Genomic DNA, 17,615 nt, shown 5'->3' with positions numbered 1-17,615 from the left:
TTCTCCTATTTTGCCTCGACGGCAATTTCTTTATATTTGGCATCCCAAGCTGGGTCAATCTTACTTAATGATACCGGTCGCAATGTATCCTTATGCGCAAGAATATGTACGGATTGAGCTGTGGCTGCTACCGTGCCATCCTCATGTAAAATTTCATAGCCATACGTCGTTCGTAAACGATCATGCTTTTCTACCCAAGTGCGCACCGTCGCCACTTGTCCATAATGCATGGCTGCTTTATACGAAATCGATAAATCCATCACTGGCGATACATAGCCATCTTTTTCTAAGGCAGCATACTCAAAGCCTGCATCACTTACAAGCTGGGTACGCCCAATTTCCATCCAAATAATATAGTTCGCATGGTACACCACGCCCATCTGGTCTGTCTCTGCGTACCGTATTTCAATCTGTTTCTCACTCACAAACATTTTCTTCACCTCGTCCTACATTATAGCGCAAAAGTGTTGATTTGGTGGGGTTTTTGCTCTACTGATTATAAAAAGTTAATAAATTGTAATTTAAAAAAATTTGAAATTAGATTCAGAAAAATATTTAGTAAAAAATGTTGGTTTCCGTTTTTACCCGTTGTGCCCCATTTATTTGGGGTACACTGGGATACAAAAATTTAAAAATAAAAGATACTGGGCAGGTACTGGAAATCAAAAATGTAATTTTTTAACAATGGAATTCGAAGCAAAAAAAGGTTTTAGTTTATAAGTTTTCGATAAATATGATTGAGAAAACCACTCACCACTTTATTAGAACTGCCCCGTAATAATTAAACATCAATCTAACTTTACGGGGCAGTTCACACACAGAGTTTCTTTTATTCATTTATTATTTTATTGACTATCCAAAAATTGTAAAAAAGCAATAAAAAACATCATTGCGAAAGAACCTATAGCAATTACTACATTTCCATATGACAGCAATTCACTCGCACTTTTCCATCCTTCTAAATAGACCCATGACAAAAGTAAACATACCTATATTAGCAAACACACTTGTTAACAGCTTTCCTACCCAATCTTCCTTCTTTGCAAAGGTTGAATGTGCAATGCGAGATGATATAATTACAATAGTTATTAGACTAACATAGGAAAAAAATCCATAAATCTCCAATATATCATTTGGGTGCAAAATCCATTAGATACATCCTTCACTTTGCATGAAATCTTCAATCTTTTTCCGTACTACTGCTGGGGAAATTAGTTGAATATGTTCCCCTTTATCGTCACATGTAAAAATTCCTTTGAAAACTTCAGGCATAACGTCGTACTGTTTTTTTAACTGTTCATTAAATTTTTTGAAACAGTCATATTGATATTTTTCCAATAAATAAGGTATTAGAAAAGATGAACGCAAGATTTCGTATTCCTGATAATTATATGGTGTACTTTCTGGTTGCCTTTTTAAGATTTCCAACATCTTTTTCATTAAAATCGCAACTTCTTCTTCGCTTGCATAGGCAGCATATCCTCTAATCGCAGTTAGCCGCATATCCAAATATCTCTCTTTTTTATATACTTTGAGAAAAAAGTCCTTTCCGTTCTCAGGCAAGTCAAATACTATTTGTTTTAATAATACATTACGTTTAGCAATATCCTTTGTATTAAAATATATTTCCATTATTGAATTTCTTTTGTCCATATTTCACACATCCATTCCTAAGCTACGAAGTTACATTTTGTTTTTTAACAATACGGTACGAAATAGTTACTATATTTCTGTTATGTCAAGCGTACCATTTCCAACATGTCTTTACGATTTTAAGCGTTAATTTTCAATATCGTTTTTAACATCAATATCTAAAAACTTATTCCTAGGAATAACTACTTCCTATCCAACTACACTCACCCTCTACCGCTAAATTGTTGACTCCATTCCTCGTAACTTACGAATGGTACTACAACACGTGGAGGCTTCACCTCTTTGTACGCCTTATTAAAAGCTTGTTTGTAAGTTAACCCTAAATCAGACATATAAGCATCAATACGAACAGCCAATTGCTTTTGGTAGGTATCGTCCATGTAGTCTCTGCCTCATCGATACTCTGGTAACTTGCCATTCACCATATATATTTTGTGCCATCGACACTGACTATCCATCGATGCAATGCCCCATAACCTTGGTGCTTTTGATTTCCATTTACCATAATGTTAGTAGCCATCTTTATCAGCTTTCTATGTGACTTACGAACCCTTGTATCAAGTGATGACATCCAGACTTTAGTGAGCCGTTTTAATTGTACTAATACTATTATCTATTGTGTTTTTCGGCGAAGAAATATTAGAATTTTTCAAAGATGCCCTTCCTGAAGACGATTTCTCATATTGTGCAGTAGTTTTTTGATTAGCAGTTTAAGCTCGCTATGCTAATCTAAATTAATAATCGAAACCGTAATAATATGTTAAGATTGACTTATATAAAATTAAAGGAATGATCTTATGAAAAAAGCAGTCAAATTAGCTTCCTAAAATTATCTAGATTTTAAATTTTAGGAGGCTTTAGTAAGATGAAATTCAATAAAATTGATATTAATAATTGGGAACGAAAAGAAATTTTCAATCATTTCTTAAATCAACAAACGAGCTTTAGCATCACCAGAAATATTGATATTACTGAACTTTATAAAATTACAAAAGATAAGGGATATAAATTCTATCCTGTATTCATCTTTTTAATTACTCACGTGGCAAATTCAAATAAACATTTTAGAATGAACTTTAATTCTGCTGGAGAGTTTGGCTACTGGGATAAGGTAGTCCCAATGTATACTATCTTTGATAAGACATCAGAGTTATTTTCAGCCATTTATACAAATACAGATGAAGGTTTTAAAAAGTTTTATGAGAACTATATTTCCGATACTGAGAAGTACAATGGTACAGGAAAACTGTTTCCTAAAACACCGATACCTGAAAATGTCGTCAATATTTCTATGATTCCATGGACTTCTTTTACTGGTTTTAACTTAAACGTGAATAATAGCCCAAATTATTGTTTGCCGATAATCACTGCAGGTAGGTTTATCAATAAAACTAGTAATATTTATTTACCTTTATCCTTGCAGGTTCATCATTCTGTCTGCGATGGTTACCATGCAGCTCTATTTATGGATAGATTTCAGACTCTTTTAGAAAATAAACTAGAGTTTCTTATATAAAGAAAACACGAAACACTGACTAATCTCTTTTAGTTAGTGTTTTTTACTAACCTGTAGGAAAACAGGGTAGTATATGTGCCTTATTTTGTGTTCCTTGTATCTGATTATTGTTTTTCTGCTTTCCTTCTATATCGACTCAAGTTACTGAACAATATCTTTCTAGTAATCGATTAACCAATACCAATTGAGTTCAATGCTCCTTGCATCTGCGTTTTCGCATAGCCAATCATTGTTTTAAGGTTTTCCAATTCCCTTTCAACATTCAGGCGGTTACCCTTTTCATTTTCATACATTTTAAGTATTTATTCTTTTGCATTTTCCTGCTAGCCCAATTTAGTGATCTGTAAGAATCCCTAAACTGTTCAAACGTGTATTTCCTATCGTTCTTTATAGCGTCTGCCAGTAAAAAGACAGAATAAAAAGCCACTCAAAATGAATGGCTCAATCACGAACTTAGTATTAAATTCTCGGACTAAAAATTATTACTTATCTTGCCAACAATTTTGTTAGTGGCACTACGATTTATTTTAATCGCTCTAAATCCTGATATTCTTTCATATAAGGACCATCTTCTGCAACAAATGAATGATACAATGCCTTTACTGCGAAATTTTTCTCTAAACCCATTTCAGATTTTAGCTTTTTTAATTCATCATGCAATGTTCGATGTTCGTTTATAAGCTTGAGCATAACTGTCTTATTATATTTCATTACATCCGTCCTTTTTGATTACAACATGAAAGCTATAATACACTATTTTCACTTATAATCGCAAGAACAGCCTTGAAAGAAGCAACAGATGATTGTGTATATTCGGTCTTACTATACCTCACCATTAAATTTTTTCTTCCACTCTTCATAACGCATAAAAGGCAATTACTGCACATTTTTTCACATTTTTCCTTAAACTCACGCTGTTTAATAAAAAGCGATTAAGTACATATTTATAATAAAATCAAAGGAATGAAAAAAATGATCCTGCATCTACTTTTGGCCTTTCTAATTCCTTGGATTATAGGTATACTGCACCTTTATAAGAGAGATAAAATGTTACTCTTTTTATTTGCTCCATATTTTAGTGTTTCTGCTTATATAATAAATGCCATAGGTTTTTATTATGATTTTTGGGAAGTACTACCTTTTCCTAATCAGAAACATATAGCTACATTACCTTTTGATTTAGGGATTTACCCAGTCTTGGGATGTTACTTAATCTATTTCATAAAAAAATTTAACAGAGCTTATTTGATTACCTTTTTAATGTCGTTGTTCACTACTTTTTTAGAAATGATTTTCTTTTATTTCGGAAGAGTAATTTACGAAAACGGTTGGAATGTCTACCTGACGTTTTTCTCGTATTTGTTCCCTTATCTATTTTTGTACTGGTATTACAAATTTTTAATAAAAATAAATATAAAAATATAAGCTGTAACGTGTGATGACGCTGCGGCCTTTTTTTACTATGTAATTTTCTTATATTATGCAGTATTTAAATCTCTACATTTCAAACAAGTTAAAGTAAAAAAATCAATCCGAAAAGACGTCAAAGAAAAGTTGCTAAAGAACTTAAAAAACCTACTATTTCAACAAAGGCTGAAGAAGCTCTTAAAACAGAAGTTGAACATAGAAAAAAAGAAAAATCTGTTAGCAACAAACGACTGAAGATGAACGTAAAGAGTATATTAGGAATATCAAAGTTCAAAAGTCTATAAATAAACATAAAGGTATATTTACTGGCACATTAGTTGTTAGTTTTTTATTTATATTACTGACCCCGCCAGCGAAATTGTCTACAATGATTTCTCTGAATAAGCTTAAAAACACCCTATTTTGAACTGCACCCCAATTGTTAGACACAATGTAACAATGGGGTGCAGTTCACTTTCAAATTTCAAAACCAATCTATAAATGCAAAAAGCCACACCTATTAGATGTGACTCGCAATAAAAGCTTTATGCTAATCTTAAAATGACAATAGACGCGCTGATAACTAGAATGTCAGGAATAACTAAATTTAATAAAGCTGTTGGGTTTGGATGAATATTTCTCAAAGTAAGAACATCCGATGAATTTAAAGTCGTTATTACTTGACCATTTTCCAAGTTACCAGAATTGTCTCCATAATTGGAACCGGCTATTTGGTTGTCGCCATTGAAAAGAGCAAATGCATTAGGGCCACCTGTAACAAACACCTCGTAGGTAATAAGATAAATACCCGTTTGATTTATAATGATAGGTGCTGTTCCTGGTACATGTGTTACAAACCCTGCAGGAGTAATATTACCATTTGTATTGAAAGTAACGGAACCATTATTCGGGATACCTGGTTGAGCAGTGGTATCATAAATATAAGCAAACCCTGGAAGACCTGTACCTAAAGGTTCTTGTGGTACCTGTACTCCTTGAGGGATATTTTTGTTATTACAACTTTCTTCACAATCATCATGAATTCTGCTAATTCTTTTATTAGTTGGTTCCTTTTCACTTCTATTAAAATTGTCGAAACCCATTTTATCATCCTCCTTGTTTTATTACATTATTCAATGAAGGGACAAATGAAATAGACAATTTTACTAAACCTTTATGGATTAATTATAAAAAGACCACTATATTAAGTGATCTTTTTAACAAGGAAATAATTTATTTTTCACATATTATTCTTAATAAAACATGTTAACTGGGGTAATATCTTTTCTCTTAAAATATACGGGCTGGCCATGTATGTTTATTAAAGCATTCATTTATAACAACTTTTTAAATCCCACATTTAATCCTCTAAATAATCAAATTTTCTCGCGTGTTCTACTTCCTGAATGGAAACTTGGCGTGTTAATTCATCTGTTTCAGAGATATGGTATGAATCCCATTCGTCATTAACGGCAATTTCTTCAGGATCTTCATATAATTCATCATAATCTTCAAAATCCCCTTCAAAATCGGAAGGTGTTTCAGAAGTTCCATATTTCGCCACAACTTGAAACATATCTTCATAATCATGAATATCATCCTTGTCATCTCGGCCTGCAAAAGAATTATCTACTGGAGGAAGCATCACTTGCTCTTCAACCGGTCGATCTGTTGGAACGTCTTTTGCAGTATGTTCAATACAAAAAGAGGTATAAGGCAGTGCCACCAATCGATCATAAGGGATATCTTGTTGACAAACTTCACATACGCCATAGGTACCATCCTCAATCTTTTGTAAAGCTGTATTTACTTTTGCTAACTCATCTGTGTCATGAACTTTTAACGCCATATCTTTTTCACGCTCGTATAATTCGGTACCCAGATCTGCTGGATGATTATCGATTGTTGACAGCTCATCAACAGAATCCCGTAAACTACCTCGTTCTAAATATTCATCATCTGTATCCATTCTTCGTTGGAGCGAGTGTTTTTGCTCAATTAACATATTTTTTAGCTTTGATATCTTCTTCTCGTTTAGAATTGTCATCACGTCCTTTTCATTATTATGAACGAATTTGATTGAATTATTTGTTTTAAAGGATAAATTTAAAGACAAAAACGAAACTATATTCTTTGATAAATATGCTATATATAATTAGTTTAGCGTGCGATAAGGACATATTAAATCCGCATGTTTTAGATTGTCCTAAAAGTTATTGCCTTCGAATAAAATGCAATTACATTTGATTATTGGAGGCTATTTTATGGATTCTATATTTACCTTTATCTTTTTAGGCATATCAATGGCTGCAACAATTGGACCTGTTAAGACTGTCCTATTGAATACAGGTTTAAAAAATGGCTTTTTTCATGCATGGTTTTTTAGTCTTGGTGCCATAGCGACTGACATTATCTATATGTTTATCGTATATTTTGGAATTGGCCAATTTATCAATTCCATCTGGTTAAAAACAATCCTTTGGTCCTTCGGCTGTTTTGTTCTTTTATACACCGGTATCGAAAATTTACTGTCGCTACATAAAATTGAGATGGATTCGAAAACAGGGAAAAGGACACGACTGAGACAATCCCTCATGACTGGATTTTTCATGTCTTTTTTGAATCCGCTAACCATCCTTTTCTGGCTGGGAATATACGGCTCCATACTCGCAAAAACGGCTGGTATCTCAACAGGGTATGAAATTATTTTGGTGAGTATCGCCATTTTGATGGGCATTATTTTTGTAGATTTTATTTATGCCTTTTTATCCAGTGTCGCTCGAAAATTATTATCTATACAGCTTTTGAAAACGGTCTCTTTTATCTCAGCCTTATTAATGATTGGTTTCGGGATCTACTTTGGGATGCAGGCTTACCAAGTGTTATTCCAATAAACTCACCGACAGCGCATAAAATGAACATGAAAGGAAACCATACCTTTTAAAAGAATATTAGTCGAGGTGTGGTAATGGACCAAGAGAAGGTTAATGTAAGTGTCTGGTGTATTGTAAGTTTGACTTCTATTCCGCTCATCATGACACTTGGAAATTCAATGCTTATTCCCGTGCTCCCTATACTGGAGGATAAGGTCGGGATCACATCATTTCAGTCGAGCATGATCATAACAAGCTATTCAGTCGCAGCTATTTTTCTGATCCCCGTAGCTGGCTATTTATCGGACCGCTTCGGCAGAAGAATGGTCATATTACCAAGCTTAATTTTAGCTTTAATCGGTGGTCTGATTGCTGGATTTGCTTCATGGAAAATGGATGACCCCTACGCAATGATTATCGCTGGAAGAATTATTCAGGGAATTGGGGCCGCTGGTGCAATGCCGATCGTATTGCCTCTTGTAGGTGATCTTTACCAGGATGATGACGAAAAAATAAGTTCTACATTAGGGATAATTGAAACGTCTAACACGTTTGGGAAAGTGTTAAGTCCCATTTTAGGATCAATATTTGCTGCATTTTTATGGTTCCTTCCCTTCTTCTCCATTTCAGCGCTTAGTTTGATTTCGATTGTACTAATTTTTTTCTTCGTTAAAGCTCCTAAAGATGATGATGAACCATTGAGGCTCAAAGAGTTTTTACGGAATACAAAAAAAGTTTTCAAGGAGGAAGGAAAATGGTTATATACCGTATTCCTTAACGGGGTCCTTGTGATGCTCATATTATTTAGTATGCTATTTTTCTTATCAGAAAATCTCGAAAAAGTTCATGATATAAAAGGGATTAAAAAAGGGTTTGTCTTGGCCATCCCACTTTTATTACTTTGTATAGCTTCATTTATATCTGGTCGAAAAATTAAAGGAAACCTAGGAAGGATTAAAAAAATAATCATTGCCTCCTTGATTGCAATGTCTGTCAGTATTGTCTTTGTTGGGTTTACAAGTAAAAAACTGATTCTTTTATTAGTCGTTACGAGTATAGTGGGGATTGCTATTGGTGCACTATTGCCCGCACTTGACACAATTATTACTGACAATATTAGAAAAGAGTTAAGAGGAACCGTATCCTCTTTTTACAGCTCGGCACGATTTATAGGGGTTGCAGCAGGTCCTCCTATTATGTCACTTGTCATGAAAAATTATCTCCATGCCAGCTATATTACGGCAGGTGTATTAGGATTTATTCTCCTGTTTGTTGTCTTAAAGTTTATCAAAGTAGAGGATATTGAAAAAACCAATGAAATGGCATAAAAATAAAGAGCTCTAGACTGAATGACCTTATTTGAAAGCACATAGTTTATCCAGATCTCATACTAAAATAATTCCGCTTAAAAATACTTTTAGGAATATCTTATAAGAAGTAGTCTCTCGGCTACTTCATCATTTGTTGTCGTACTTGCTTTCCCATCAAGCAATCTATGAAATACTTCAACCTCTCGATCCCCATGCACTATCGAAATGCACTTTTGCACCTTTTCTTAATTCGATAATTTTATGAATATATACGCCGTTGTAATTCCTGTATACAAAGGTTGTGCCACCACATGCCTTTGGTATGTTGATTCAATCACTCCAATTTAGCTATTGTTATCAGCTTTCGTTACTGGCTACCTTGCCTCCTCGATTGTTTCAGCCATCTTTAGTAACTGTTGTTTGCCCTGTTAACATAGTTTCGTCCTCCTAAGTTACGAAATACTACGTTTACTAGATTGTCTTTAAAGGCATCAACCAATTCGAGCTGTAGCGTCTGCAAACGCTACGGCTTTTTTTTATGTATCTTTAATTGCAAATTAATAATTGTGTGTATCGCACGCACTTATTCGTTTGTGGCGTTAGTTGACCGTCACTGCCTCTCTCATTTTAGGGTCATTACCAACCCGGTGACACTAGTTACTTTCCTCATATTGTTCAATAGCTCCACTATTCGATGTTCTACTAAGGTACTATGTCATGAGAAATAGGTTAACCTTCGCATTACTTACTAAACCAACTCACACTTTTCTTTAATTTATAGAAATGATTAATAAGACTAGAGAGTATACAGAATACTACATACTATGAAAATATAATCTGCAGATTATACAAATTTTGTTTATTTGGAGGTGAAATAAATGAGTTTAACTACTGGCCCAATTGAAAATACAGGAAATCAACCAGCTAATGCAGCTAGTGTTCGTGTCAAAATTCTTAACCTTACGGGAGGATTATTAACTGGCGTAGTAAGAGTTTTTAGACTAGATGGGTCAAGACAATTATTATCAACAACTCCTTTTGCCGCTATTGCGAATGGTTCTACTTTTGTAACTCCTGGTGTAGTTGGAGCTCAATATGAAGTTGAAATTATTCCAAATCAAAATGGTGGAATATATAGCGTTTATGGACGAACAGCTTCAGGTGTAATTATTGCTGCCCAACGGTTTGTGAACTCAGAATTAACACAGATTCTTTAGAATTTAATGTTAAGATTATAAAAGCTCTATACCAGTGTATAGGGCTTTCCATATTCATTCATTTACCTCCAGCTTGTCACTCCTTACAGCACATTTTCTTTCTGACATGAACTTCAAATTGTCCAGTTAATCCCCATTTATATCCGAAATTGTAAATCTATCTTACCCTATAATTAGCTTCTAATGACTTCAGACCAGAAACTATTTTTCACTCCCCCCTCCTTAATGTCCAAACAACTGGATTTGATATGAATAAGATATTTAGAGAATAGGAGGTGAATATAAAATGGCATCATTTGAAATTGGGGCAAGAGGTCTTTTCAATTTTCGAAACGAACGCTTTTTCGTATTAGTTGAAGATGAAATTACAATTCCAGAAAAAGGTGTGGAGATTGATCCAGTTAATATCTATGAGATTGACCAACAAACTTTTGATTTTATCAGAGATGAAGGAGATACACCTTTAGTTGTACCACGTTTCAATCTTCCTCCTGTACCACCTGGATTTGAATTAGAACGAAAATGTATTTTTACAGTCGATAATTCATACTTTGTGATCTATGAATTAGAGAATGGCACTGATAACTTTGTTATTTTAAGAATCAGTGCAGCTTTATTTAACTCATTGAGAAATTCTGGTGTTCGTGAATGTATTCCTCAAAATTTTATTAATTAATAAAAAAATTATTATATTTATAGTAATGTTCAGCAAGAATCCTCTTCCTTGCTGAACATTTTATTCAAAGTGTTCAGTAAAGTTTCTTTGTTTTTATGACACTCACCAATAAACATAGAATAGGTTAACTAAAAACACATTTTGTGTTAACCTATATGCATACCATTATTTGGAGGTGTGTGTGTTGACTGACAAAAATAAAATATTACTTAGTTCGGTTGGCAGTTTGGCTTTATTTACTTTAGGAGGATACAGGATATTCACTAACAACTTAGAAGTTATGTCCATACTAGTAGCCTATATTTTCTTTATTTGTGGAGTTATAGGCTTTGTTTTTAATGTAGTAAGGTTGTCAAAAACCCCACGTACTTAGCATTGCTTCGTTGCAATGCTTTTTTTCGTTTGCCATAGTCATTCATTCTTTCATCTGCACAAAAGTATTGATTTGGTCGAGTTTTTGCTCTAAGGAAATTGGAATGGTGAGATTAGAGGGATTTGTTAGTACTTCATATTCTTATGTGTAAAAAGTAAGGTGACAAACCTATATTTGTACTTTGTCAGGTTCAAGTTTGAATAAAGAGCATACTGATACTATTACTGCACAGTTTAATATATCTGTCCTATTTTTACAGGTACTTCCATAAAGAAGGTTAAATAGTCTGCTATTAAATCGATTACCGATTTTTATTTTTATGTACAAAACATGTTAATTTTCCTAAAATGGTAAATAGTAGATAGATATATTGAGGTGAATACAAATGAATAATTGTCCTAATTGTTTAGCCAGTAACCCTTTTAAGAAAGTATATAGAGATGGTTTAGTATTTGTAAAATGTGAATATTGTAATACGATTTTTGAAGATACTTTAACGAGAAAAAAGAGAGAAGTGTCAGAGAGAGTACGAAAGGAAGTCCAAAACAAAGTCACAAACGAAGAAAACATACGCGCAGCTGAAAAATTCGTTTGGGGTATTGTAGTTCTACTCATTATTGCAGTTATTATTGACGCCATGTTATTGAGTAATTAGTTGCGTTTATTTAGTTGAAGTGCATTTTAACAATAAAATTTTCGCTTCAGCCAAATTCATTTGAAATGATATTATTCGATTAAATCAACCTAGAATAATTAATGACTATTTTCCTAACACAATAAAACTAATTACACACAAATTAATGGACTATAGTAGAATTTTGCAGTATTATTTTACTAATACAGATATTTAAAGGGGCTAGAAAATGCGGATTCAATACAATCAAGGCTTGTTTACACAAAATCGATATAACCAAACAAATTCGGAAATTAATAAAACATTAAATAAACTTTCTTCAGGCTATAAAATCAATCAAGCTGCTGACGATGCTGCCGGTTTAACTATTAGTGAAAAAATGCGTGCGCAAATTCGAGGGTTGAATCAAGCTGGGGAGAACATTCAAGATGGATTGTCTTTAATTAACACAGCTGATGGAGCCTTAGCAAATATGTTAGATCCTAATCTACAGCGACTTAGAGAACTTGCAGTGCAAGCTTCAAATGATACTTTAACAGATGGCGATAGGCAAAAGGTTCAACAAGAGGTGGACCAAATCATAAAAGGACTAAGTGATATTGCCTCTAATACGGAATTTAATGGTATGGTTTTGCTTGCTGGAACGAAAGATAAAAATGGAAATAGTATAACATCTGGTTCTTTAGCTCAATATGTTCAACAAGTTACAACTAGTGGTGGAATAACGGATAAATATACATATAATTCAATTGATTATGCTAGCGCTATTATTGATTTTAGCAATATTAACTCAGCTAGTGATGTAGCTAAGTTAAATGGAGAAGGAGTTAACTATACTTGTTGTACTTGTAATCAAGCCTATAGTATTAAATTTGTAAATGGTAATCCAGATACATCAAGATTAAATGATTCTAATCCGGTAATGGAAGTGGATGTGAGTACAATTACAAACGGGACTGATTTAGTCAACAAGATAATTGAAACAGCCTATGGTCAGCCAGGATTCGTATATGATCCAACTCCACCTAATTCGAATACTCTACCAAATGGCGCAACAAATTTTGTAAAGCACTTTTCACAGTTAGCTTCTGATGGTGGAAAATTATATATATACGATTTTAGACCTGAGAATTATGGTTTGAATTGGCCAAGTAATGGTAGTGGAGTGTTTGAACTTAATGTTTTTGGTGAACCAGGGAAAGAAAAAGATTTGTTCTTACATTTAGATATACAAGTAGGGAGTAATGCTGGACAAAGTGTTAAAGTATCAATACCTAATGTAACGGTAGAGCAACTAAATATCGATCCTCTATCTGTTAATTCTCAAGAGAATGCAAATTCAGCAATTACTATTATTGAAAATGCAATTAAGAGAGTGTCATCTGCAAGATCAACTATAGGTGCATATCAAAATATGTTTGAACATGCCTACAACAACGTTAAAAACGCTGAAGAAAATTTAACGAAAGCTGAGTCAACTTTACGTGATACGGACATGGCAAAAGAAACGTCTAAATTGAAAAAAGATCAAGTTCTTTTGCAATCATCCCAATCGATGATTGCGCAAATTAATCAAATGAGCCAGGGAATTCTGAACATATTAGGTTAATTAGCAAACAACCCAGCACCAAATCAATATAGACTAGTGCTGGATTGTTTTTTAGATACTACTTAAACTCAATTTCCTCTGCCGAAGCCCCTTTAGTATACGTAATGGTCGCTCCATCAGGTAAATTTCGTATTTCTTTTACATTTTTTCCTTCGATAATTATTTTTCCAATTTGTGTACCTTTAAAATCAATAATAGCATTTCCTTTTTTGGGACTAATCGTTACTGTTTTATCTGCAAATCCTTCCCCGTGGAATTCCGCATATTCACTAAATACCGCAATTCCATTTTTAATATTCGTATTTTTCCCTAACGTTAGCGAAATGCTTGGGCGATTCATGATCAGTTTACCTGTTTTGTAGTTATCATAATTGTATACATTTTCAGGTGTTATTGGTGTTGGTATTTCCTCATTGTCTGCTTTCAAATCAATTTGAACTAATACTGGGTCATGATCTGATGCACGGCCTTGTGCTTCTGTAAAGTTCGCATTTATATGAATCAAGTCAATTTCTGTAACGTCAGCAAGCTTATTCGAAACTAAAATATGATCCAACACTTGATTGTTTCCTTGGAAGAAGTACGTAAAACGATCTTGCTCTGGGGCCTTATCTATCATATTCGTTAAAACATCACCCTTTAACGTTTGAAGAGCTGGTGTGAATTCAAAGTCATTCATGTCCCCTGCTACAATGATATTTAAATCTGGATTAATGGCAAGTCCTTCATCGATAAAATCATTGATGGCTTGAGCAAGCTGAATACGTTTCTTTACTGATTCTAGCACTGGTGGCTGAGTTGGTCCCCAAAGTGAGCCATCTCCACCTTTAGAATTTAGGTGAGCTCCGATAATCACTACACGTTCTTTCTGGAATTCAAATTCGGCTGCAATTGGTTTTCGGGTATCTACAAATTTTGATGGATCAACAAAGCCAGGATTTAAAGTAAGGCTTCCATCTGCTGTCCACGTATTGGTTTGGTCACCCATCCCTTTTATACCTGACACTAATGAAACACGTTCTGGATTATATAGGTAGCCTACACGAATATTACCGCCAGGTGCACCACCTACTGTATTGTTAATTGGCATGACATCAATCCAATCATACGCAGGACCACCCGCAGCTTTAATTGCATGAATTAATCGCATGTAGCTTTCTGATGCATCCGCATTTCCTGAATCAGTTTGTCCATCATTATCTTGAACTTCGACTAATGTAATAATATCTGGTGATTTCATATTATTTACAAAGGTCGCTGCTATTCTGGCTACTTTTTCGTTTGATGTATTGGCAGGATTATTTGAAAAGTTTTCGATATTATAGGAAGCGACATTCAACTTGTCCGCTACTGGTTCAAGATGCGTCACTTCTTGCTGAAGATTCGCTTTTGTCACTTCTGGGAAGACTTTATTTGTGTTCAGTCGATAGCCATCTGTAAAATTCTCTACAAATCCGATAAGTGCATCATTAAAACGATCACCTGAATCATAATTTTTACCAGCTACCCCTTCAAGCATAATTTTTTCTGGGTTATAATCATCGGCCGCTATATTTAAACCACCATTCACATTGAATGTATTATTAGTTGTGCTCGGTACAACAATTGGAGAATCGTTATTATAAATCGGTCCTATTACTCTCGCATCCGGGAATGATACCAGCATATACTCGATAGATTCCCAAAAATCGATGCCATCTTCTTGTGGGTCAAAAATTACAAAACTATCATTATCGATAATTTTATTTGGTGGCAACAGATCCTCCCCTATCACAAGGGCTTCTGGAATTCCTGCTGTACCTGTTTTTGTAATATTTGTTGCTGCAATTTGTGTATCTGTCAATCGAGAGTTGCCACCCGCCTCAACTACATTTCCTGAAACGTTAATAACGTCCCCTACTGCTACATTATGTCCTGTCTTATTTACTTTGATAGCAGTTGATTTTACGCCATCAAATGACGACTCGTTTTCTTGCATAATAAAGCTAGTTGAATTTAAAACGAATGTTACAATTCCCGCCACATCATTTACTGTTAAATCGACATATGGTGATTTATGGCTTGCCCCTTGAATATCGCTAATCTTGGCATTTTTAGTATCAATAATTTCATAAACAAATGTAGCAATTGCACTGTTCGTTAATCCTTCTTTCACTGCAATCGCTTTAAGCGTCATTGGTTTATTAACAAGGATTTCCTCTGTATACTTTGCACTAGCTGTTGTTGGGGTTGAGCCATCCACTGTGTAATAAATCGTTGCTCCTTCCGTCATTGTAGAAAGGGAGACTTTCGTGCCAGCTGTTACGCCCCCGACGTGAGAAGCTTTGATATCCTGCACCTTTGTTACATCTTCAATAACGCGAAGAGGGAGCAATTGATGGTTTGTATATTGACCAACAATCCCTGTAATTTCCCCATACGTTTTTCCACTCACTAAACCAGAATCTCTTGTTTTATCGTAAATAGCAAATGGGCCTACTTCGTCAGTACCTGTAAAGTTTTGACCCGACCCAGTAATGGTAACATTTTTAATTGTAACTAGTTTCGATTCATTGTCTTCCGCAACCTCATTACTTTTAATAAGATGTGGCTCTGGTATTGTCGAAAGAACAGGCATACCAACAAGTGAAATATTCGTTAATTGCTTTAGACCGCTATATTCATCTACTCGTCCTTGCACCGTCACTCGATCACCGACATTTGCGGCAAGACTATCCACACGATAAATGGCTATCGCCGCTCCATCTTCATCTTGAATGTGCGCTGTAGCCGTTTCTAATTTTGCTGTCACGATCCCTGATACGATAACAGTTTGCCCGATTTCTTTATTACGAGCTTCCGTAATGGATATAACAGTTGGCTCTTCTCTAACCGTATAATCAAAGGATGCAATGTCACTATCGTCTAGGCCTGTTGCAGTAGCAAATGCTTTTATAGTCATGGCTTCATTTATAACAATCCCCGCTGCTGCATCATAAACCTCACTAGCTACTGACGGTTCAGAACCATCGATTGTGTAATAGATGGTTGCATTTGGGGTATTTGTAGATAATGTTACTTTCGTTCCTGCATAAACTTCGCCTGTTGCTGGTAAAGCCTTAATATTCTCTACTTGTGTTGGCTCATAGTTTGATACTAATTGGAAGCTTTCCGCGCTTAACGTTTTTAATTGATATGTCCCGTTAAAAATTGACGCAATCCCTGTCACTGTGATGACATCATTGTTATTAAAACCATCTGCTTCAAACTGAGAGAACTGATAGCCTGTACGGTTATCATGGCGAATTAACAGCTCGTTATTTGCTGCATCGACTGCTTTAAATTCAAATGTACCATACGTACCAGATGGCGCTAAATCTTTAATCTTCACATTTTCAAGTGTGATTAATCTTCCTTGTGTGCTATCATCCGCAATCGGTAAATTTACTGTCTGCGGTGTAGGTGCCGTCCCTGTAGAAATCCGTTCAATTGTCGGTGAATTAAATTGAACTTCTCCACTATATAAACTAGTTTTCCCTGTGATGCCGACAATATCTCCAACAGCTAAGCTCCCTGCTTCTGCAGAACTAGAGAAGACATATACCCCTGCTGTCTCATCCTGTACATAGAAGGCCTTGCCTCCCCAGCTACCAGGTAATGTCGTAACCGTCCCTTGAATTTGAACTGTGCGGTCTGTTCCAACAGCTGCACGAGCTTCGGCAATTGTTGCTGTCTCGGGAGGATTTGGTTCAGTAGTATCGTCCCCAACAAACTCCATTGAAGTTGGTGATTTTAGCCCTGCATGGTTGCCAAAATATTTTTCCAGTGAACCTGTTATTCTAACTTTTTTCCCGAGATTACTTGGGTTAGTAAATAATCCAAAATTGGCTCTATAGGAGCTTGGTAATTGAATATACAGCATTTTCGTGACATCTGTTTCATCTGGTGTATCAGCAATCGCAATATTTGTGTCACTATCTGCTATCACAGAATAAGAAGTTTCACTTTTGGCGAACCCTACTATATATCCCTCTACAGTAACATTACTCTTTACTGCGGTTGGATCAAATTGATTGACCGCTTCCCCCACTCCAATTGCTTCTGTCGTTTCGGCCTTTACAACTGTGAAGTAAGGTGAAATCATAGAGATTACAAGTAAAAATGATAACGCTATTTTGGTAACGACATTACATTCATATTTCTTCATTCGCTTAGCTCCTTATGATTTTAGTCTAAAATAATCTTTTCCTTAGGTTTTACATGGAAGTTATTATTCAATTACTGTGTTCCCTACAATGGTTAACCCATCTAAAGAGAGGGTTACATTCGGCGCATAAATGATTAAATCCCCCGAAATAGTACCTGTAC

General features: G+C 34.9%; 16 protein-coding genes. 9 read left to right on the top strand and 7 right to left on the bottom strand.

Features of this window, described 5'->3' with window-relative positions:
• Nucleotides 1–5 precede the first annotated feature (5 nt).
• The 3 genes from VK91_RS10910 to VK91_RS22865 form a co-directional block, all read right to left on the bottom strand.
• Nucleotides 6–431, bottom strand: coding sequence for a thioesterase family protein (locus VK91_RS10910; RefSeq protein ID WP_004225136.1), 426 nt, complete (start codon nucleotides 429–431; stop codon nucleotides 6–8).
• A gap of 718 nt (nucleotides 432–1,149) precedes the next feature.
• Nucleotides 1,150–1,653: a hypothetical protein gene (locus VK91_RS22255; RefSeq protein WP_053075697.1), complete on the bottom strand. Its 504-nt coding sequence runs from the start codon at nucleotides 1,651–1,653 to the stop codon at nucleotides 1,150–1,152.
• A 203-nt stretch (nucleotides 1,654–1,856) separates the two neighbouring features.
• Nucleotides 1,857–2,033, bottom strand: a complete 177-nt coding sequence (locus VK91_RS22865) for a hypothetical protein (RefSeq protein ID WP_197078715.1) — start codon at nucleotides 2,031–2,033, stop codon at nucleotides 1,857–1,859.
• A gap of 485 nt (nucleotides 2,034–2,518) precedes the next feature.
• Between VK91_RS22865 and catA the strand changes: the two genes are divergently transcribed.
• Nucleotides 2,519–3,169: a type A chloramphenicol O-acetyltransferase gene (catA, locus tag VK91_RS10895; RefSeq protein ID WP_048392581.1), complete on the top strand. Its 651-nt coding sequence runs from the start codon at nucleotides 2,519–2,521 to the stop codon at nucleotides 3,167–3,169.
• 522 nt (nucleotides 3,170–3,691) lie between these two features.
• Here catA and VK91_RS10890 read toward each other — a convergent pair.
• Nucleotides 3,692–3,880 (bottom strand): hypothetical protein, encoded by a 189-nt coding sequence (locus VK91_RS10890; protein WP_048392579.1) that lies wholly within the window; start codon nucleotides 3,878–3,880, stop codon nucleotides 3,692–3,694.
• Between the two features lie 252 nt (nucleotides 3,881–4,132).
• Here VK91_RS10890 and VK91_RS23290 point away from each other — a divergent pair, with 252 nt between their 5' ends.
• Nucleotides 4,133–4,594, top strand: coding sequence for a CBO0543 family protein (locus VK91_RS23290; RefSeq protein ID WP_333880340.1), 462 nt, complete (start codon nucleotides 4,133–4,135; stop codon nucleotides 4,592–4,594).
• A 101-nt stretch (nucleotides 4,595–4,695) separates the two neighbouring features.
• On the top strand, nucleotides 4,696–4,881 hold the full coding sequence (locus tag VK91_RS22460; RefSeq protein ID WP_082148143.1) for a DUF2992 family protein: 186 nt from the start codon (nucleotides 4,696–4,698) through the stop codon (nucleotides 4,879–4,881).
• A gap of 240 nt (nucleotides 4,882–5,121) precedes the next feature.
• Here the strand turns inward: VK91_RS22460 and VK91_RS10880 are convergent, their stop codons facing one another.
• Both VK91_RS10880 and VK91_RS10875 read right to left on the bottom strand, forming a co-directional pair.
• Entirely contained in the window at nucleotides 5,122–5,679 is a 558-nt protein-coding gene (locus tag VK91_RS10880) for a hypothetical protein (RefSeq protein ID WP_053075696.1), read from the bottom strand.
• Nucleotides 5,680–5,936: 257 nt separating this feature from the next.
• Nucleotides 5,937–6,617: a TraR/DksA C4-type zinc finger protein gene (locus VK91_RS10875; RefSeq protein ID WP_048392720.1), complete on the bottom strand. Its 681-nt coding sequence runs from the start codon at nucleotides 6,615–6,617 to the stop codon at nucleotides 5,937–5,939.
• 223 nt (nucleotides 6,618–6,840) lie between these two features.
• On the opposite strand from VK91_RS10875, the gene VK91_RS10870 reads away from it, so the two are divergent.
• From VK91_RS10870 to VK91_RS10840, 6 genes are all read left to right on the top strand, one after another.
• Nucleotides 6,841–7,470, top strand: a complete 630-nt coding sequence (locus VK91_RS10870) for a LysE family translocator (RefSeq protein WP_048392575.1) — start codon at nucleotides 6,841–6,843, stop codon at nucleotides 7,468–7,470.
• 74 nt (nucleotides 7,471–7,544) lie between these two features.
• Complete coding sequence (locus VK91_RS10865; protein ID WP_048392573.1) at nucleotides 7,545–8,777, top strand: MFS transporter; 1,233 nt, start codon at nucleotides 7,545–7,547, stop codon at nucleotides 8,775–8,777.
• 860 nt (nucleotides 8,778–9,637) lie between these two features.
• On the top strand, nucleotides 9,638–9,976 hold the full coding sequence (locus VK91_RS10860) for a hypothetical protein (protein ID WP_048392571.1): 339 nt from the start codon (nucleotides 9,638–9,640) through the stop codon (nucleotides 9,974–9,976).
• A 286-nt stretch (nucleotides 9,977–10,262) separates the two neighbouring features.
• Nucleotides 10,263–10,652, top strand: coding sequence for a hypothetical protein (locus VK91_RS10855; RefSeq protein WP_048392570.1), 390 nt, complete (start codon nucleotides 10,263–10,265; stop codon nucleotides 10,650–10,652).
• A 758-nt stretch (nucleotides 10,653–11,410) separates the two neighbouring features.
• The gene (locus VK91_RS10845) at nucleotides 11,411–11,680 is read left to right on the top strand and encodes a hypothetical protein (protein ID WP_048392566.1); all 270 of its coding nucleotides are present in this window, start codon (nucleotides 11,411–11,413) and stop codon (nucleotides 11,678–11,680) included.
• A 208-nt stretch (nucleotides 11,681–11,888) separates the two neighbouring features.
• Nucleotides 11,889–13,268: a flagellin gene (locus VK91_RS10840; RefSeq protein WP_048392565.1), complete on the top strand. Its 1,380-nt coding sequence runs from the start codon at nucleotides 11,889–11,891 to the stop codon at nucleotides 13,266–13,268.
• A gap of 58 nt (nucleotides 13,269–13,326) precedes the next feature.
• Here VK91_RS10840 and VK91_RS10835 read toward each other — a convergent pair whose 3' ends face one another.
• Nucleotides 13,327–17,454 carry a chitobiase/beta-hexosaminidase C-terminal domain-containing protein gene (locus VK91_RS10835; RefSeq protein WP_048392563.1) on the bottom strand — a complete coding sequence of 1,376 codons (4,128 nt, stop codon included), beginning with the start codon at nucleotides 17,452–17,454 and terminating at the stop codon, nucleotides 13,327–13,329.
• Nucleotides 17,455–17,615: the final 161 nt, after the last annotated feature.

The organism is Lysinibacillus sp. LK3 (genome assembly GCF_001043675.1).
Taxonomy (GTDB): domain Bacteria; phylum Bacillota; class Bacilli; order Bacillales_A; family Planococcaceae; genus Lysinibacillus; species Lysinibacillus capsici.
This window is presented reverse-complemented; position numbering and strand designations above follow the sequence as displayed.